Annotated in this window: 19 protein-coding genes and 1 tRNA gene; 5 read left to right on the top strand and 15 right to left on the bottom strand. The window is 69.7% G+C overall.

What is annotated here, in order from left to right; translation table 11 throughout:
• Positions 1–3 precede the first annotated feature (3 nt).
• The 15 genes from LV780_RS09270 to LV780_RS09200 form a co-directional block, all read right to left on the bottom strand.
• Positions 4–771, bottom strand: coding sequence for a squalene/phytoene synthase family protein (locus LV780_RS09270; RefSeq protein ID WP_108220455.1), 768 nt, complete (start codon positions 769–771; stop codon positions 4–6).
• Positions 768–1,487 (bottom strand): class I SAM-dependent methyltransferase, encoded by a 720-nt coding sequence (locus LV780_RS09265; protein WP_108220456.1) that lies wholly within the window; start codon positions 1,485–1,487, stop codon positions 768–770. Before LV780_RS09265 ends, LV780_RS09270 begins: the two co-directional genes overlap by 4 nt.
• Entirely contained in the window at positions 1,484–3,136 is a 1,653-nt protein-coding gene (gene cimA / locus LV780_RS09260; RefSeq protein WP_181318469.1) for a citramalate synthase, read from the bottom strand. The genes LV780_RS09265 and cimA overlap by 4 nt, the downstream gene beginning before the upstream one ends.
• A 101-nt stretch (positions 3,137–3,237) precedes the next feature.
• Positions 3,238–4,698, bottom strand: coding sequence for a cysteine--tRNA ligase (gene cysS, locus LV780_RS09255; protein ID WP_108220458.1), 1,461 nt, complete (start codon positions 4,696–4,698; stop codon positions 3,238–3,240).
• A gap of 229 nt (positions 4,699–4,927) precedes the next feature.
• Positions 4,928–5,011: transfer RNA gene (locus LV780_RS09250), tRNA-Leu, on the bottom strand.
• Positions 5,012–5,092: 81 nt separating this feature from the next.
• Positions 5,093–5,701, bottom strand: a complete 609-nt coding sequence (locus LV780_RS09245) for a flavin reductase family protein (RefSeq protein WP_011909081.1) — start codon at positions 5,699–5,701, stop codon at positions 5,093–5,095.
• The gene (locus LV780_RS09240; protein ID WP_108220459.1) at positions 5,698–6,627 is read right to left on the bottom strand and encodes a LysR family transcriptional regulator; all 930 of its coding nucleotides are present in this window, start codon (positions 6,625–6,627) and stop codon (positions 5,698–5,700) included. Before LV780_RS09240 ends, LV780_RS09245 begins: the two co-directional genes overlap by 4 nt.
• Positions 6,624–7,265 carry an aspartate/glutamate racemase family protein gene (locus LV780_RS09235; RefSeq protein WP_108220460.1) on the bottom strand — a complete coding sequence of 214 codons (642 nt, stop codon included), beginning with the start codon at positions 7,263–7,265 and terminating at the stop codon, positions 6,624–6,626. Before LV780_RS09235 ends, LV780_RS09240 begins: the two co-directional genes overlap by 4 nt.
• A complete protein-coding gene (gene hydA / locus LV780_RS09230) occupies positions 7,262–8,719 on the bottom strand; it encodes a dihydropyrimidinase (RefSeq protein ID WP_108220461.1) in 1,458 nt (485 codons plus the stop codon). Before hydA ends, LV780_RS09235 begins: the two co-directional genes overlap by 4 nt.
• A 12-nt stretch (positions 8,720–8,731) precedes the next feature.
• On the bottom strand, positions 8,732–9,658 hold the full coding sequence (locus tag LV780_RS09225; protein WP_108220462.1) for an N-carbamoyl-D-amino-acid hydrolase: 927 nt from the start codon (positions 9,656–9,658) through the stop codon (positions 8,732–8,734).
• 37 nt (positions 9,659–9,695) lie between these two features.
• Positions 9,696–10,361: an amino acid ABC transporter permease gene (locus tag LV780_RS09220; protein WP_011909076.1), complete on the bottom strand. Its 666-nt coding sequence runs from the start codon at positions 10,359–10,361 to the stop codon at positions 9,696–9,698.
• A gap of 3 nt (positions 10,362–10,364) precedes the next feature.
• Complete coding sequence (locus LV780_RS09215) at positions 10,365–11,045, bottom strand: amino acid ABC transporter permease (RefSeq protein ID WP_108220463.1); 681 nt, start codon at positions 11,043–11,045, stop codon at positions 10,365–10,367.
• Positions 11,046–11,049: 4 nt separating this feature from the next.
• On the bottom strand, positions 11,050–11,790 hold the full coding sequence (locus LV780_RS09210; RefSeq protein ID WP_011909074.1) for an amino acid ABC transporter ATP-binding protein: 741 nt from the start codon (positions 11,788–11,790) through the stop codon (positions 11,050–11,052).
• A 69-nt stretch (positions 11,791–11,859) separates the two neighbouring features.
• Positions 11,860–12,723, bottom strand: a complete 864-nt coding sequence (locus tag LV780_RS09205; protein ID WP_108220464.1) for a transporter substrate-binding domain-containing protein — start codon at positions 12,721–12,723, stop codon at positions 11,860–11,862.
• A 325-nt stretch (positions 12,724–13,048) separates the two neighbouring features.
• A complete protein-coding gene (locus LV780_RS09200) occupies positions 13,049–13,918 on the bottom strand; it encodes a LysR family transcriptional regulator (RefSeq protein WP_108220465.1) in 870 nt (289 codons plus the stop codon).
• 118 nt (positions 13,919–14,036) lie between these two features.
• On the opposite strand from LV780_RS09200, the gene LV780_RS09195 reads away from it, so the two are divergent.
• From LV780_RS09195 to LV780_RS09175, 5 genes are all read left to right on the top strand, one after another.
• Positions 14,037–15,254 (top strand): pyridoxal phosphate-dependent aminotransferase, encoded by a 1,218-nt coding sequence (locus tag LV780_RS09195; RefSeq protein WP_011909071.1) that lies wholly within the window; start codon positions 14,037–14,039, stop codon positions 15,252–15,254.
• The gene (locus LV780_RS09190) at positions 15,251–15,673 is read left to right on the top strand and encodes a RidA family protein (protein WP_101340286.1); all 423 of its coding nucleotides are present in this window, start codon (positions 15,251–15,253) and stop codon (positions 15,671–15,673) included. Before LV780_RS09195 ends, LV780_RS09190 begins: the two co-directional genes overlap by 4 nt.
• 45 nt (positions 15,674–15,718) lie before the next feature.
• Positions 15,719–16,933 (top strand): pyridoxal phosphate-dependent aminotransferase, encoded by a 1,215-nt coding sequence (locus LV780_RS09185; RefSeq protein WP_108220466.1) that lies wholly within the window; start codon positions 15,719–15,721, stop codon positions 16,931–16,933.
• A gap of 83 nt (positions 16,934–17,016) precedes the next feature.
• Positions 17,017–17,802: an SDR family oxidoreductase gene (locus LV780_RS09180; protein WP_108220467.1), complete on the top strand. Its 786-nt coding sequence runs from the start codon at positions 17,017–17,019 to the stop codon at positions 17,800–17,802.
• A gap of 16 nt (positions 17,803–17,818) precedes the next feature.
• Positions 17,819–18,535, top strand: a complete 717-nt coding sequence (locus LV780_RS09175) for a ribonuclease activity regulator RraA (protein ID WP_108220468.1) — start codon at positions 17,819–17,821, stop codon at positions 18,533–18,535.
• Positions 18,536–18,544 lie beyond the last annotated feature (9 nt).

Genomic DNA, 18,544 nt, shown 5'->3' with positions numbered 1-18,544 from the left:
GCCTCAGACCCGGCCGGTGAAGGCCGACCGGAGCAGCCGCCAGCGGCGCGAGAATTCCGACAGATGCAGCGTGCCCGATGCGACGCGCCCGGGTTCGGCCGCAGCCAGCCGCAGAAGCGCGCCCGCCTGCCAGGCGGGCAGGAGCGCGGGACGGGCGGCGGCAGGCAGCCGGCCGCGCCGGCCCTCGGCCAGCCGCGCAAGACCCTGCTGTGCCAGCCGCGCCACCGCCTCGGGCCGCCCGTCGGGCAGCGGCTGGCGCCCGCGCGCCTCAAGCTCGGGCACCGCCTGCAGCCAGGCGGCCAGACCCGCCGCCCAGCCGATCCCGCGCACCGCGCCTTCCGCGTCGCCCGGGGCCCCGAGTGCCAGGGCCGAGGCCCACATGAGACCCGCCGCCGTGGCCTCGATATGGGCGGCAAAGGCCGCCTCATCCTCGAACGGCTCCGCCCAGATGTCGCGCCGCCGCGCCTCGACCATCGCATCGAGCAGCGGCACCGGCAGGGCGGCCTCGCGGATCACCTTGGCCAGCGGCGCCGCGACCTCGTGCGCCCGCACCCGTCCCTGCGCCGCCTCCTCGATCACGTCGCGCCAGAACTGAAGGCGCATCTCGGCGATCATCGGCTCGCGCGTGACCCAGGGCGCCCGCGCCACCTCGAGGTTGAAGGCGTAAAGCGGCAGAAGCCGCGCCCGCGCGGCCGGCGGTGCGGCCATCGCCGCCGCATGGCGGTCGGGATCGCCGCGCTCGACCAGCCCCGCGCAGGCCTCAAGGCTCATGCCAGGGGCTCCGCCACGACCTGCAGGTAGCCGTAGCTCGATCCGTGGCGGCGCCAGATGTCGATTTCCCGTGCCTCCTCGTCGAGGATGCCGGCCAGGGTCGGCTCGGCCTCGGCCCGCAGATGGGCCAGACGGGCGGCGAGCGGCTCGTAATAGGCGGACCATCCCGCCTCGGGCAGCCAGCGGTCGGCCAGCACCCGCCACCCCGCCGCCTCCACCTGGGCAAGAATGCCCGCCCGGTCGGTCATGGCCGGATAGCGCGTCCAGAACTCGCGCGCCTCGAGCGGCGGATTGTCGATCCGCCAGCCGAGGTCCGAGAAGGCCACACGGCCGCCCGGTTTCAGATGCGAGCGCCAGGCCGAGAGCGCCTCGGCGATGCCCGCATTGTAGATCGCGCCCGCGCACCAGATCAGGTCGAACATGCCCTCGGGCGCCCGCATGTCGCCCGGCACCGCCCGCAACCGCGCATCCACCCCCAGCCGCGCCACAAGCTCGTCGATGTAGGGTTGGTGCAGGTCCATCGCCACCACCTGCCCATCGGGCACCGCCGCCAGAAGCCCCGCCACGTCCGCTCCCGGTCCGCAGCCGGCGTCGAGCACCCGGCCCGACGGCGGCACCTGCGCGACCCCGAGCGCCCAGGCGAGGCTCTCGTCATCGCCCGGCCCCTCGCGCTCGAGGGTGGAATGCAGGGTGAAGAAGGCGTCTTCCGGCGTCATGATCCCTCCCCACGCCGTGCGTCGCGCACGAGCTTCCAGTTGATCGCGTCCAGCAGCGCCTCGAACGAGGCATCCACTATGTTGGGCGAGACGCCGACGGTGGACCAGCGCCGCCCCTGTCCGTCCTCGCTGTCGATGATGACGCGCGTGACGGCCTCGGTGCCGCCCTGGGTGATCCGCACCTTGAAATCGACAAGCCGCATGTCGTCGATCACCGATTGCCAGCGCCCCAGATCCTTGGCCAGCGCCTTCGACAGCGCGTTGACGGGGCCGCGTTCGGTCCCGTTCTCGTCCAGGCTCTCCGAGACCGACAGGACCCGCTGCCCGTCGATGATCACGACCACCACGGCCTCCGACAGCGTCATGGTGCCCGCGCCGACCCGCCGCCGCTCGACCGTCACGCGGTAGCGCTTGACCTCGAAGAACGAGGGCATGAGCCCCAGTTCCCGGCGCGCCACCAGCTCGAAGCTGCCCTGGGCGGAATCGTAGGCATAGCCCTGATCCTCGCGCGCCTTGATCACCTCGAGGATGCGGCCGAGGCGGGGATCGCCGGCCGGAACCTCGATCCCGGCGGCGGCGAGGCGGGCGCGCAGGTTCGACTGGCCCGCCTGGTTCGACATCGGGATCACCCGCACGTTGCCCACCAGCGCGGGGTCGATATGTTCGTAGGTCGCGGGGTCCTTGAGGATCGCCGAGGCATGCAGCCCCGCCTTGTGCGCAAAGGCCGAGGCCCCGACATAGGCCGAGGCGCGGCGCGGCACCCGGTTCAGGATGTCGTCGAGCATCCGGCTGATCCGCACCATCCCGGCCAGCGCCTCACGCGAGATGCCGGTCTCGAACCGGCTGGCGTAGGGCTCCTTGAGCAGGAAGGTCGGGATCAGCGCGGTGAGGTTGGCGTTGCCGCACCGCTCGCCCAGCCCGTTCAGCGTGCCCTGCACCTGCCGCGCGCCCGCATCGACCGCCGCCAGCGTCGCCGCCACCGCCGTGCCCGTGTCGTCGTGGGTGTGGATGCCGAGCCGGTCCCCCGGCACGCCCGCCGCGATCACCTCGGCCACGATCCGCCCCACCTCGGCCGGAAGCGTGCCGCCGTTGGTGTCGCAGAGCACGACCCAGCGCGCCCCCGCCTCCAGCGCGGCCTTCAGGCAGTCGAGCGCATACCTCGGGTTCGCCTTGTAGCCGTCGAAGAAATGCTCGGCATCGAGGATCGCCTCGCGCCCCTTGCCCACCACATGCGCGACCGAGGCGCGGATCGACCCGAGGTTCTCCTCCAGCGTCACGCCGAGCGCGGTGGTCACATGGAACTCATGCGCCTTGCCGACGAGGCAGACCGTGCCGGTCCCCGCATCCAGCACCGCCGCGAGCACATCGTCATTCTCGGCCGAGCGGCCCGCGCGCTTGGTCATCCCGAAGGCCGAGAGCCGCGCCCGCGTCTCGGGAGCGTTGGCGAAGAAGTCGCTGTCGGTCGGATTTGCCCCCGGCCAGCCGCCTTCGATGTAGTCCACCCCCAGCGCATCAAGCGCCAGCGCGATCTGCTGCTTGTCCGAGGTCGAGAACTGCACGCCCTGCGTCTGCTGCCCGTCGCGCAGCGTCGTGTCGTAGATCCAGAGCCGCTCCTTTACCAACCCTGACGCCTCGCCTTGCCCCGCCACGCATTCGTGCCCTTCATTCTGGTCCAAATATCCTCGGGGGGTCCGGGGGGCAGACAGCCCCCCGGCTTCGCCGTCCTGGCCCCGCTCACCCGGCGCATCGGTCATTCCGGCTCCCCCAGCCTCGCGGGATCGAAGTCAGCCCCCAGATCCCACTCGGCGCCTGCCGGCGTATCCTTGATGATGACGCCCGCTCCCACCAGAAGATCGCGGATCGCGTCCGAACGCCTGAAATCCTTGCCCATGCGGGCCTGCTTCCGCTCGTCCAGCAACCTCTCGATCGTTTCGCGATACTGCACATTGCCCACGATCGCGGTTGCGCTGCCGGACACTTCCATGACACCGCTCCCCGTGCCAGTCACCGGCGGCAGTGTCCATCCCCGTAGATCATCCTCAAGCAGGCCCAAGAGGGAAGCTGAAGCCTTCAGAAGTGCGCCATCCTCTTGCGCGGCGATGCTGTGCAGACGAGTGATCGCAGCAGGTGTATTGAGATCATCCGCAAGGGCAGCAAGCACCGCTGCGTCCGGCGATGCGGCGGGCTCGACATCGGCCGTCAACTTCCGCCACTTCCAGAGCGTCGCTTTGGCCTGAGCCGCCTTTTCCGCGGTCCAGTCCATCGGCTTGCTGTAGTGCGTTCCCAGAAGCACCATGCGGATCACTTCGCCGGGGATGCCGCGGTCCTTTCTCAAGTCATGGATGGTGAAGAAATTGCCGAGCGACTTCGACATCTTCTTGCCATTCACGAGCAGCATCTCGTTGTGCATCCAGACGTTGGCAAAGCCGCCTTCGGGGTGGGCGCAGCAGCTTTGCGCGATCTCGTTCTCGTGGTGGGGGAACTGCAGGTCGATCCCGCCCGCGTGGATGTCGAAGGAGGCGCCCAAGAGCTCGTAGGACATGGCCGAGCATTCGATGTGCCAGCCGGGGCGGCCGCGGCCCCAGGGGCTCTCCCAGCCCGGAAGCTCGTCGTCCGACGGCTTCCAGAGCACGAAATCCATCGGATCTTCCTTGAAAGGCGCCACCTCGACCCGCGCGCCCGCGATCATGTCATCGACCGAGCGGCCCGAGAGCGCGCCATAGTCGCGGTAGCTGCGCACGCGGAAGAGGACATGGCCCTCGCGCTCGTAGGCGTGGCCCTTGGCGACCAGATCCTCGATCATCGCGATCATGGCGCCGATCCATTCGGTCGCCCGCGGCTCGTGCGTGGGCCGAAGGGCGCCGAGAGCGTCCATGTCCTCGTGATACCAGCGGATCGTCTCGTCGGTGCGCGCGCGGATCAGCTCTTCCAGGCTGCGCGGATCGCCCGCGGCCTTCCTCGCCTGCGCGGCGGCGTTGATCTTGTCGTCCACGTCGGTGAAGTTGCGGACATAGGTCACATGATCCGGCCCATAGACGTGCCGAAGCAGGCGGAACAGCACGTCGAAGACCACGACCGGCCGCCCGTTGCCCAGGTGCGCGCGGTCATAGACCGTCGGCCCGCAGACATAGAGCCGCACGTTCGCAGGGTCGATCGGCGTGAACGCCTCTTTCCGGCGGGTCTTCGTGTTGGTGAGGCGGATCGTCGTCATGGGTCCTCGCAAGGCTGCCTGCGCGCGGGCTTCTCATATCACGACCGCGGAGAAAACGGAAAAGCGGCCCGCGCAGGCGGGTTTTTTGGCGTGCGGAGGACGAGATGGGCGGCCCGCCGGAGAACTTCCCACTGCGCTCCTCGCTTGAGGTGGCGATCTGCCCGACCAGCGTCGAGGCCCGCCACCTAAGGGATGGGCGGCGCCGCTCCACGAGGGCAGGGGCATGGGTTGGTGCGGGCAACCGGGGTCGAACCGGCACTCCAGAGGACAGGGTGTTTAAGACCCTTGCGTCTACCAATTCCGCCATGCCCGCCTGATCAGCGACTTATGGCGAGTTGCGGCAGGAGGCAAGCCGGATCGCGCGCGGCAAGGGACCTGCCTGCCGCGCGCCCTTTCAGAGTGCGGCGGGGATCGGATGGCGGTCGATCTCGACCAGCCGCGCATAGCGATCGGCGAAGAGGCGGGCCACGGGATAGTCGCCCTGCCAGTCCACATACCACCGTTCGGGGTCGATCAGCCCGTCGCGGGCGGCCAGCCCCAGCGCCTCGCCCACGAGGATCTCGCGCTCGGCACTGAAGGAGAGCCCGACCGTCCGGCGGCACTCGATGGCGGCCGGGGCGGCGGCCAGCCGCGGCGGGCCCACGGTCAGCGAGGGCGCGAGCGCAAGCCCCAGCGCCTCGGGTTCGCTGACCTCCGGCCCGGCGGCGGCCGCGCTGGCCACCATCGGGGCCACCAGATCCTCGGTCACGATGTTCACGACGAACTCGCCCGTCTCGCGGATGTTGCGCGTCGTGTCCTTCATCGAGCCGTCCGCGCGATGTTCAAGCCCCAGGACCACGAGCGCCGGGTTCTGGCCGAAAAGGTTGAAGAAGGAGAAGGGCGCCGCATTGACCACCCCCTCGGGGCTTTGCGTCGTGACCCAGGCCACCGGGCGCGGCAGGACGATGGCGGTCAGCAGCTTGTAGCGGGTTGCGGGCGGCAGGGCGCCCAGATCGAGCATCATGCGTGAATCCTTCGGAGCGGTTCGGCGAAAATCGGCTTCAGCGTCGCCGCAAAGGCGTGGGCGAGCTGGCTGCGCGGCACGCCGCGGCGGGTGAGCAGCACGACCCGCGTCATGCAGGCCGGCACGAAGGGCCGGATCGCGATGCCGGAGCGGGCGTGGTAATGGGCGGTGAAGGGATCGACCACCGCATTGCCGAGCCCGTGATTGACCAGCTCGGCCGCGGTCGAGACGTAGCGGACCTCGATGTGCGGCAGGTAGCCGAGCCCGCTCTGCAGGAAGGCGGACCGCACGAGACCGCCGAGCTTGGACTCACCCTCGATCCCCACGAACGGATGTTCGGCCAGATCCTCGGCCGTGATCTGCCGGCGGTCGGCCAGCGGCCCCGCCGCATCCACGAGCGCCACCATGTGCGTCTCGTGCAGCACCTCGGAATTGAGCGCCGTGTAGCGGTCCATGCTGAGCGCAAGGCCAAGATCGGCGCTGCCGCTCTGGACCGCATCGAGCACATGTTCGAGGCGGCGCACATCGAAGGCTACCGAGACGCCGGGGCGCTCGCGCAGGAACTCCACCAGCGCGCGGGGCGCGACCGTGTGGCCGATGGGCGGCGTGCTGATGATGCGCAGCCGCCCGCTCAGCCCCTCGCGGATGTCGCGGGCGGTCTGGGTGAAGCTGCGCAGCATCGAGAACATCGGGCGGATCTCGGCGAAAAGCTCGGTCGCCTCGGTCGTGGGCATCATGCGGCGCGAGGCGCGCTCGAAGAGAACGATGCCGAGCTGCGTCTCGAGCTGCTTGAGGCCGGCGGAAACCGCGGGCTGCGACACGCCCAGCATCTCGGCCGCCTCGACCGTGGTGCCGGCGCGCATCATGGCGGCAAAGATCTCGAGAAGACGCAGCGAGATCTCGGGCGCCGTCCGCCCGCCGGTCATGCCAGCACCGCGCCCATCGCCATGCCCGCGGCGGCCAGCACCGGATCGACGACGGCGATGCCGAGGTCGCGCTCGAGCTGCGCGCGGCGGGGCGCGAAGCCCGCGCAGCCCGGCACGAGCGCGCCCGCGCCCATGCGCGCAAGCTCCTGCCCGACGGCCCGCGTCTTGGCATAGACCGCGTCCGAGCGCCCCGCATCCTCGGCGCTGACCCCGCCCAGATCGAGTTCGCCCGCGAGCCGGCCCAGCACGCCCATGGCGCGCATCCTGCGCATGTGGCGCGCGACCGACGCCGGCCCCAGCGCCACGATGGCGAAGCGGTCGGCGCGGGCCATCGCGGTGAGGATCCCGGCCTCCTGACAGCCGAAGACGGGTTTCGCAGTGATCGAGCGGGCGAGATCGAGCCCCGGATCCGAGAAGCAGGCGATGATATAGCCGTCGGCCTCGGGATCGCGGCGGATGCGATCCGCCACGCCGAGGCCCGCGCGCGCCACATCCTCCTCGGTGAAGATCGTGGCGGGGCTCTCGGCGATCTCGATGCAGTCGAAGCGGACGGGCCCCTCGAAGGGGGCGAGCGCCTCGCGCAGGCCCTCGGTGACGGCGATCGAGGAATTGGGGTTGATGACGAGGAGGCGCTTCACGGCCGGATCTCCGCACCGAAGTTGAGCGCGGGGTCAAGTTCGGGCTCGACCGGCGCGTTGGGATCGGGGCGGTAGGGGGCACGCGCCACGAAACGGCCGCGCCCGCGGGCGGCCTTCAGTTCGCCCGCCTCGACCACCGTCTCGCCGCGGCTCAGCACATGCTCGGGCCAGCCGGTGAGGCGCATTCCCTCGAAGGGCGTATAGTCCATCGCATCGTGCTGGTCGGCCAGCGTGACCTCGCGCGTTTCCTCGGGGTTCCAGATCGCAATGTCGGCGTCGTAGCCCGGCAGCAGCGCGCCCTTGCGCTCCATCCCGAAGAGGCGCGCGGCGTTCGAGGAGGAGAGGGCCGCGAACTGCTGGAGGCTGATCCGCCCCGCCGCGACCCCTTCGGAGAAGAGATAGGGCAGGCGCATGGCGATGCCGGGCAGGCCGTTGGCGATGGCGGGGTAGGCGGGCTCTGCCCCGTTCGCGAATTTGCCGCTCGCGTCGAACCGGTAGGGGGCATGGTCCGACGAGACGCTTTCGAAGGTGCCGCGCCGGGCATGGCTCCAGAGCGCGGCCTGCGTCGCCGTATCCCGCAAGGGAGGCGAGCAGATGTATTTGGCCCCCTCCATCCCCGGCCGGTCGAGGTCGGCGCGGGTGAAGGCCAGATACTGCGGGCAGGTCTCGGCGTGGATCGGCAGCCCGCAGGCCTGCGCGCGGGCCACGAGGTCCGCCCCCTCGGGCGTCGAGACATGGACGATGAAGAGCCCCGCGCCCACCAGCCGCGCAAGCGCGATCGCGCGGTTGATCGCCTCGGCCTCGGCGAGCGCCGGGCGCGAGATCGCGTGATATTTCGGCGCCGCCAGCCCCGCCGCGGCCAGCCGCGCGTTCATCCATTTCACCATGTCGTTGTTCTCGGCATGGACCATGGTGAGCGCGCCGTGACGGCGGGCGACGGTCAGGATGTCGAGCATCCCGCGGTCGCCGAGGTTCATCAGGTCGTAGGTCATGAAGACCTTGAACGAGGTGATCCCGCGGGCGAAGGCGCGCGGCAGCTCCTCGGTCAGGACCTTTTCGGTCGGGTCCGAGATGATGAGATGGTAGGAATAGTCGAGCACCGAGTTCGGCGCCGCCCGGCTGTCGTAGGTCTCGATCACCGCATCCACCGACTGCCCGCGATGCTGGGCCGCGAAGGGGATGAAGCTCGAGTTGCCGCCGAAGGCCGCCGAGACCGAGCCCGTGTAATAGTCGTCCGCGCTCATCAGGCCCGAGGAGCTTTCCTGCGCGATATGGGCGTGCGCCTCGATGCCGCCGGGCAGGACGAGCCGCCCGGTGGCGTCGATCCGGCGTGCGCCGCCGGGCAGCCGCTCGGCCAGAGCCGCGATCCGGCCCCCCACGAGGCCGAGATCGCCCTGCCAGCTTTCGGTCGGCGTGACGATGGTGCCGCCGTGGATGACCGTATCGAACTCCATGCTGCCCTCTCCTCAGACCGGGACGATCACGCCGGTCTGCCGGCCGATGCGCTGATAATGCTCGATCCGCCGGTGGCGGGCGAAGTCGAAGACGGTGGCCTTGCCGAAGGTGCAGCGGTCGAAGTCGCATTCCGCGAAGATCAGCTCGTCGCCCTCGGTCTCGGCGCGGGCGATCACCTCGCCGTCGGGATCGACGATGATCGAGCCGCCCATCAGGTGATGGCCGTCCTCGGTGCCGGCCTTGGCTACGCCCACCACATAGGTCGAGTTCTGGTAGGCCCCGGCCTGCATCGACAGATCCGAATGAAAGAGCCGCTGGCGCAGCCCCTCGGCGCCCTTCTGGCTGTTCACGGACGGCGTGTTGTAGCCGATGGTGATCAGTTCCACGCCCTGCAGCCCCAGCTCGCGGTAGGTTTCCGGCCAGCGGCGATCGTTGCAGATCGCCATGCCCATGACCACGCCCTCGTTGCGCCAGACGTTGAAGCCGAGGTCGCCCGGCTCGAAATAGCGTTTCTCGAGATGCTGGTGGGTGCGCTCGGGGTCGTGGTCCACATGGCCGGGCAGATGGACCTTGCGGTAGGTGCCCACGATGTTGGCCTGCGCATCGGTCAGGATCGAGGTGTTGTAATGGTGCCCGTCGGGCGTCAGCTCGGCAAAGCCGAAGGTGAAGGCCATGCCCATCTCGCGCGCCAGATCGAACAGGGGCTGCGTGGCCCCGTTCGGCATCTCGCTCTCGAACCAGCGGTCCATCTCGGCGCGGTCCTCGGCATACCAGCGCGGGAAGAAGGTGGTGAGGGCCAGCTCGGGATAGACGAGCATCTTCACGCCCTCGGCATGGGCCTTCCGCATCAGCTCCATCATCCGGGCGACCACCGTCTCGCGGCTGTCGGCCTGCTGGATCGGCCCCATCTGGGCCCCGCCAACGATCATCTTGCGCATCTGTCTCTTCCCTGGAGGTAAGTGAGTGAAAGTGGGCTCAGGCCGCGAGGCGGCGCTGGTAGCGGCTGACGAGCCGCACCAGCGGCCAGAGCAGCACGAGATAGACCAGCGCCGCGAGCACGAGCGGCGAGGCGTTGTAGGTGAGCGACCGGGCCATGTTCGCTGAGTAGAGAAGCTCGGCCAGCGACACGACCGAGGCGAGCGAGGTCAGCTTGACCACCTCGACCGTGTTCGACAGCAGGTCCGGCAGCACGTTGCGCACCGCCTGCGGCAGCACCACATGGGCGAGCGTCTGGCCCGTGGTCAGGCCGCAGGCGCGCGCGGCCTCGGTCTGGCCTGTGGGCACCGACTGGATGCCCGCGCGGTAGATCTCGGCGTAATAGGCCGAGTTGTTGAGGAAGAAGGCCACCGCCACCGCCGCGAAGGGCGAGATGGCAAGCCCCGCGAAGGGGAGGCCCGAATAGATGAAGATCAGGAGCACCAGCGGCGGCAGCGCGCGCAGGAAGTCGATCAGCGCGAAGGCGGGCCAGCGCAGCCAGCGCCGGTGCGAGAGGGCGCCGAGCGCGAGGAAGAGCCCGCCCACAAGCCCGAGCCCGATCACGGCGGCGCAGAGCTTCGCGGTCATCCACAGCCCCTGCATCAGCAGCGGCAGCGTCTGGGCCATGACCTCGAGATTGAAGAACAGGCGGATGAAGTCCTGCATGGCTCAGACCTTCCAGGCGAAGCGCCGCTCGAGCAGGCGCGTCAGCACCACCAGCGGCAGGAACACGATCACATAGGCGATGGCGCCCATGGTCAGCGGCGCGGCCGAGCCGGTGAAGCTCTGGGCGGTCGAGGCCACGGACAGGATCTCGGAGACGCCGATCACCGAGCCGAGCGCCGTCATCTTCGAGATGGCGAGCACGCGGTTGACGAGCGGCGGCAGGGCGAGCCGCGCGGCCTGCGGCAGGGCGATCTGGACCAGCGTCTGGGTGAAGCCGAGGCCGGTGGCGCGCCCCGCCTCCCACTGGCCCTTGGGCACCGAGGTCAGGCCCGCCCAGAAGATCTCTTCGGCGAAGGCCGCAAGCACCGTGCCCAGCACCAGGATCAGCACCAGCGGCCCCGGCACCCGCAGCCCGAGGCCCGGCAGCCCGAAATAGATGATGAGGATCAGCACGAGCGGCGGCAGCGCGCGGCCCATGTCGGCAAAGCAGATGATGAAGAAGTTCGCGAGCCGCCAGCCGTAGGCGCGCAGGCAGGCCAGCAGGAGGCCGAGGCTGAGGCCGAGCGCGATGACCGCCGCCGCGAGCCAGATCGTCGTCCAGACGCCCGCCAGCATGTCGGGCAGGTAGCGCGCGAAGATGCGCGCGTTGAAGAAGGTGGTGAGGAAGCGGTCGAGCCCGTCCATCGCGTCAGGCCCGCACGCGCGAGAGGAAGGCCTGAGTGCGCTCCGCTTTCGGGTTGGCGAAGATCTGTTCGGGCGGGCCTTCCTCGACCACGAGGCCGCCGTCCATGAACACCACCCGGTCGGCCGCCTCGCGGGCAAAGCCCATCTCGTGGCTCACGACCAGCATGGTCATGCCGCTGTCCTTGAGGTCCTTCATCACCGCAAGCACCGAGCCCACCAGTTCGGGATCGAGCGCCGAGGTGGGCTCGTCGAAGAGCATGACCTTGGGATCAAGGGCGAGGGCGCGGGCGATCGCCACGCGCTGCTGCTGACCGCCCGAGAGTTGCGTCGGCATGGTCTCGGCCCGGTGGCGCAGCCCCACGCGGTCGAGCATGGCCAGCGCGCGCTCGCGCGCCTCGTCCTTCGGCCGCTTGAGCGCCTTGATCTGGGCGAGCATCACGTTCGCCACGACATTCATGTGCGGATAGAGGTGGAAGCCCTGGAACACCATGCCCACCTCGAGCCGCATCCGGTTCAGCGCCGAGGAGGAGCATCCCACGATGTCCTTGCCGTCGATGAGGATCGCCCCCGAGGTCGGTTCCTCGAGCCGGTTGCAGCAGCGCAGCATGGTGGACTTGCCCGATCCGGAAGGGCCGATGACGAAGACCATCTCGCCGGTCGCCACGCGCAGGTTGATGTCGCGCAGGACCTTGAGGTCTCCGAAGGATTTCTCGAGCGCGACGATTTCGAGCATGGGTCGGGACATGCGGGCTCCGATGGTGGGGTGGGCGAGGGCACGCCCCGTCCTCCGCGGACGGGGCGGCGGATCGGTTGGTCAGTTGAAGTCGCAGGAGGGCTCGTGATCGTCCTCCTGATAGCCCGGCAGGTCCGGCACGCCGAAGCCCGGCGTGGGCGTCACGATGGTGGCTCCGGCCGCGGGGGTCACGCCGAACCACTTCTCGGACAGGGCCGCGAGCGAGCCGTCGATCTTGAGGCATTCCAGCGCGAGGTCGATCCGGTTGCGCGTCGCAGCATCATCCAGCCGGAAGGCCAGCCCCCAGACGAGTCCGGTCTCGATCTCGTAGGAGAGGTCCACCGCCGGGTTCTGCAGCGCGGCCCAGGCCGCCACGGTCGCGCCTGACAGGTTCGCATCGGCGCGGCCGGTCGCCACCGCCTCCACCGCGTCGGTGTTGGTGCCGAAGGGCACGACCGTCCAGCCGTATTCGCCCGCATGCTCGTCGAGATAGGTGTGATAGGCCGAGCCGCGATTGACCGAGATGGTCATGCCCTTGAAATCCTTGAGCGCGTCGCGCTTCTCGGATCCGGCCGGGACGACGAAGGCGAAGTTCGTGTCCATGAAGCCCTCGGTGAAGAGCAGGTTCTCGGCCCGCTCCTGGTTCACCGTCACGGGCGCCACGAGGAAGTCGTAGGTGCCGGCCTGCAGCGCCGGGATCAGGCCCGAGAACTGGGCCGCGTCCACCGTCATCCCGGCGCCCAGCCGCTCGCCGATAAGCTGCGCCAGATCAACGTTGAATCCTTCGACGCCGCCCGACAGTTTCGGCATGGCATGGGGGGCGAAGGTGCCGTCGAGCGCCACGCGGTAGCTGTCGCGGATCTCGGCCACCTGGGCATGGGCGGGCAGGGTGGTCACGGCCACAAGGGCCAGCGCCACCAGCCCCCCGGAACGGGGGTAGGTCATGGGATCTCCTGTTGATGGGCGGGAATGTTTTTCGGTTCTGTCGCGCCGCCCCTATCCTCACCACGGCTCCGGCCGACGCATCAATATAAACTTCGTGCCGCGTGATTGTTGTATTATAAGCTAGGGTTATAGTGCATCTTATTTGTGCATTTTTCGCGTCCCTCCGGCCGTCCATGCGCGATGGAAGGATCCTGGGTCGGAAATTGCTCTCCGAAAGCGCTCCAGCGGCGACCTGAACTCCCGACTCGACAGGCGCCACCCGTTCCGAGGGTGCCGGCCGAAGGCGACGCACCGGCGCGGGCGCCTGCGCGCGGATGGCCGGGCGCTATTCGGTCTCGGCGTCCCGGCAGGCGGAGACGAAGGCCTGCATGGCCGAGATCCGCGCGCCCGAGAGGTTCCACAGAACGCCCGTCTGGCGTCCGCCCGCGTCGGGCAGGGCGATCTTCTGCAGGCGCAGCCCCTCGGGCCAGGGCGGCGCCCAGTCGGGCACGATGGCGACACCGAGCCCGCGGCTCACCAGCCCCGCGATCGCGTCGAGCGCGTCCAGCTCCAGCCACTCGCGCAGCTTCATCTCGTTCTGTCTCAGGTAGCGGTCCACGATCTGGCCGCCCCACTGGTTGCGGTCATAGCGGATGAACGGATGGCTCTGGATCATCTCCAGCGGATCGGCGCCGTCCGCCTCTTCCGGCGCCAGCAGCACAAGCGGCTCTTCGCGCAGCGTCAGCCAGCCGGTCGATTTCGGCACCGGAAACTGGGGCCGCACGATCACCGCCGCGTCCAGATCGCCCGAGATGACCCCATGATAGAGGTTCACCGACGAATCCGGCCGGATGAAATATTCGATCCGGGGATGGCGCGCGCGCAGCCGGGCGATGATGCCGGGCAGGAGTCCCGTGAGAGAGGTGGCGATGCCGCCCAGGCGCAGCTGCCCCGCGGGCTCGTCCTGCGCCGCGATCGCGCGCAGGTCGCGCGCCCCCTCGATCAGATGGCGGGCGTGGTCGAGCACCGCGAGCCCTGAAGCCGTGGGCCGCACGCGCCGCCCCGCTCGCATGACCAGCGAATGGCCCAGATCCTGCTCGAGCGTGCGCAACCGCTGCGACAGGGCGGCCGGCGTCAGGTTCAGCCGCCGTGCGGCCTCGGCGATCGACCCGCAATCGGCCACGGCGACGAAGCTCTCGAGAAAGCGGATGTCCATGGCGTCGCTCCTGCAGAAGACGTCGCTTTACCTATCTTCTCAAATCACAAAAAGCCATTTTTTCTTTGGGTTTGTTCGGCGTACTTCCGGGGCAGGTGCCGCCGCAGGGGAGAATGAGATGTCGATCGAAGCGAAATTCCGGAAACTCGGCACCGACAATGCGCCGGGGCAGGAGGTGCGCCAGTCGGCATCGGGCCTCGAGGCGCTGATGCGGGGCGAGCCGCTCGAGGGGCGGCCGGTCGATTTCTCGCACGGCGACGTGGATGCGCACGAGCCGACGCCGGGGGCCTTTGACCTCTTTTCGGCGGGCGTGGCCGCAGGCGCGGTGCAGGCCTATACGGAATATCGCGGCGACATGGGCATCCGCGAGCTGCTGGCCCCGCGGCTGGCCGCCTTCACCGGCGCGCCGGTCGATGCGCGCGACGGGCTCATCATCACACCGGGCACGCAGGGCGCGCTGTTCCTGGCCGTGGCGGCCACGGTCGCGCGCGGCGACAAGGTGGCCATCGTTCAGCCGGACTATTTCGCCAACCGCAAGCTCGTCGAGTTCTTCGAGGGCGAGATGGTGCCCGTGCAGCTCGACCATGTCTCGGCCGACGAGACGCGGGCGGGCCTCGATCTGACGGGGCTCGAGGATGCGTTCCGGGCGGGGGCGAAGGTCTTCCTCTTCTCGAACCCGAACAACCCCGCGGGCGTGGTCTATTCGGCCGAGGAGATCGGCCAGATCGCGGCGCTGGCCTCGCGCTACGGGGCCACGGTCATTGCCGACCAGCTCTATTCCCGGCTGCGCTACGCGGGCGCGAGCTATACGCACCTCCGCGCGCAGGCCATTGATGCCGAGAATGTCGTCACTATCATGGGGCCTTCCAAGACCGAGTCGCTCTCGGGCTACCGGCTGGGCGTGGCCTTCGGCTCGACCGCCATCATCGCGCGGATGGAGAAGTTGCAGGCCATCGTGAGCCTGCGCGCGGCGGGTTACAGCCAGGCCGTGCTCCGCGGCTGGTTCGACGAGGCGCCAGGCTGGATGGAGGACCGCATCGCGCAGCATCAGGCGATCCGCGACGATCTTCTGCGGGTGCTGCGCGGCTGCGAGGGCGTCTTCGCGCGCACCCCGCAGGCGGGCAGCTACCTGTTCCCGCGGCTGCCGAAGCTCGCCCTCACGCCGTCCGACTTCGTGAAGGCGCTGCGGCTGCAGGCGGGCGTGGTTGTCACGCCCGGCACCGAGTTCAGCCCGCACACCGCCGACAGCGTGCGTCTGAACTTCAGCCAGGACCACACAGCGGCGGTGGCGGCGGCCGAGCGGATGGTGGCGCTGGTCGAGCGGTATCGCGCATGAGCCGCCCCTCGCAGCCGGTCCCGCAGGGCGACTACATCCCCGCCCGCCGTCACGGGACGCTCATCGTCACCTCGGGCATGACCCCGCGCCGCGAGGGGGTGCTGCAATTCACCGGCCCCGTCCGCTGCGACCAGCCGCTCGAGGATCATCGCGCCGCCGTCCGGCTCGCCTGCGAAAACGCGCTGGCCGCCGCGCGCGGACTGCTGGTCGAGGGCGAAAGCCTGACCGCGATCCTCTCGCTCACCGTCTATGTGGCGGCCGAGCCGGGGTTCGAGGCCCATTCGAAGCTTGCCGACTTTGCCTCGGCGCGCCTGCGCGAAGAGCTCGGGCCCGCGGGCATCGGCGCGCGTGCGGCCGTGGGTGTCGCCACGCTGCCCGGCAATGCGCCCGTCGAGATCCAGCTCATCGCCACCGTCTGAAACGAACGGGCGGGACCCGCCCCCCTGCATCGGAATGCCTGCCAGATGACCAGCCCCTCCCAGCGCCTTTCCTCGCGGCTCGAGGCCGTCCAGCCCTCGCCCACCATCGCCATGACGCGGCTTGCGGCCCAGCTCCGCCGCGAGGGCAAGGACATCATCGGCCTGTCGCAGGGCGAGCCCGACTTCGACACGCCGGCCCACATCCGGCAGGCCGCCGCTGCCGCCATCGAGGCGGGCCAGACCCGTTACACCGACGTGGACGGCACACCCGAACTGAAGGCCGCCATCGTCGAGAAATTCCGCCGCGAGAACGGACTCTCCTACGAGACGGCCCAGATCAGCGTCGGCACCGGCGGCAAGCAGGTGCTCTACAACGCGCTTCTGGCCACGCTCGACGCGGGCGACGAGGTGATCATCCCGGCCCCCTACTGGGTCTCCTACCCGGACATGGTGCGGCTTGCGGGCGGGGTGCCGGTCACGGTCTCCTGCCCCGAGGAGGACGATTTCCTGCTGACCGCGCCCGCGCTGCGGGCCGCGATCACGCCGCGCACCAAATGGGTGATCCTGAACTCGCCCTCGAACCCGACCGGCATGGGCTATTCGGCGGCCCACCTGCGGGCGCTGGCCGACGTGCTGCTCGAATTCCCGCATGTGCTGGTGATGACCGACGACATGTATGAACACCTGCGCTACGACGGCTGGGAGTTCGCCACCATCGCGCAGGTCGAGCCGAAGCTCATGGACCGGGTGCTGACCTGCAACGGCGTGTCCAAGGCCTTTTCGATGACCGGCTGGCGCATCGGCTATGCGGGCGGGCCCGCCGACATCATCAAGGCGATGGCCACGCTCCAGTCGCAATCGACCTCGAACCCCTCATCGGTCAGCCAGGCGGCGGCGCTGGCCGCGCTGACGGGGCCCATGGAATTCCTCGCCGAGCGCAACGAGATCTTCCGCCAGCGGCGCGACCTGTGCCTGTCGGCGCTGAACCAGATCGAGGGGCTGAGCTGCGTGCGCCCGAACGGCGCCTTCTACCTCTTTCCCTCCTGCGCGGGCATGATCGGCCGCACCCGGCCCGACGGGCGCAGGATCGAGAGCGACACGGACTTCGTGATGTATCTCGTCGAGGAGGCGGGCGTCGCCGCGGTGCCGGGCAGCGCCTTCGGCCTCGCCCCCTACTTCCGCATCTCGTTCGCAACCGACACCGAGCGGCTGCGCACCGCCTGCGAACGCATCCGGGTGGCCTGCGCGCGGCTGACCTGACACGGGGACAGGGCCGGTTCCCGCCGGCCCGATCCCGAACGGCCCCGAGAGGGCCCACCAACACGAGCAAGACGGAGACCGACATGGATCTGGGTATCGGAGGCAAGACGGCGCTGGTTCTGGGCGCGGGCGGGGGCCTCGGCGGCGCCATCGCCCGCTCGCTCGCCCGCGAGGGCGTGCGGGTGGCGCTGGGCGACATCGACCTCGCCGCGGCCGAAGCCACCGCCGAGGCGATCCGGGCCGAGGGCGGCACCGCCCTGCCGCTCGCCTGGGATCTGGCCGATCTCGGCGCGATCGACGCGCACATCCGCCGGATCGAGGCCGAGCTGGGCCCGGTGGACATCCTCGTGAACAATACGGGCGGGCCGAAGCCCTCGACTGTCTCGGGGCAGGACCCCGCGCTCTGGCGCGCGAGCTTCGAGTCCATGGTGCTGTCGGTGATCGCCATCACCGACCGCGTGCTGCCGGGCATGAAGACGCGCAAATGGGGCCGGATCATCACCTCGACCTCGTCGGGCGTGGTGGCGCCGATCCCGAACCTCGGCCTGTCGAACGCGCTGCGCATCTCGCTCGTGGGCTGGTCCAAGACGCTGGCGCGCGAGGTGGGGGGGGATGGTATCACCGCCAACATCGTCCTGCCGGGGCGCGTGGCCACCCCGCGCATCACCTTCCTCGACGAACAGAAGGCCGCGCGCGAGGGTCGGCCCGTGGCCGAGGTGGCCGCCGAAAGCGTGGCCGCGATCCCGGTCGGCCGCTATGGTCAGCCCGAGGAATACGGCGACGCCGTGGCCTTCCTCGCCTCGGCCCGCGCCTCCTACATCACGGGCAGCACCATCCGCATCGACGGCGGCCTGATCGCCAGCGTCTGACATCCAGGGGAACCGAATGACCACCGACACCGACAAGGAACAGGCCCTGATCGAGGCCCTGCGCGGCGTGACCACCGCGACCCTCACCACCGTCCTTCTGAAGAAGGGCCTGCGCAACGTCTGGATGCGCGGCGCCTTCCCGCTCCAGCCGGGGCAACCGCGCATCGTGGGCCGGGCCTTCACCCTGCGCTTCGTGCCCGCGCGCGAGGATCTGGCGACCCCGGCGAGCTGGTCCTCGCCGATCTCGACCCGCGCCGCCATCGAGGCCATGCCCGAGGGCTGCATCTGCGTGGCCGACGCCATGGGCATCACGGATGCGGGCATCTTCGGCGACATCCTCTGCGCGCGCATGAAGAAGCGCGGCGTGGCGGCGCTGGTGACGGACGGCGTGGTGCGCGACGGCGCGGGCGTGCGGGGAACCGGCCTGCCGGTCTGGTGCAACGGCGTGGCCGCGCCTCCCTCGGTCGCGGGGCTGACCTTCGTGGCCTGGCAGGAGCCGGTGGGCTGCGGCGGCGTCGCCGTCTTCCCCGGCGACATGGTGGTGATCGACGACGACGGCGCCGTGCTGATCCCGGCCGATCTGGTCGAGGCCGTCACCGGGGAATCGGTCGAGCAGGAGCGTCTCGAGGGCTGGATCATGACCCAGGTCGAGGAGGGCGTTGCCCTGCCGGGCCTTTATCCCGCCAACGCCGAGAACAAGGCGAAATACGAGGCCTGGAAATCCGGCCAGTGAGTTCGGGCG

The sequence above is a fragment of the Cereibacter azotoformans genome, assembly GCF_021391315.1.
Lineage (GTDB): Bacteria > Pseudomonadota > Alphaproteobacteria > Rhodobacterales > Rhodobacteraceae > Cereibacter_A > Cereibacter_A azotoformans.
This window is presented reverse-complemented; position numbering and strand designations above follow the sequence as displayed.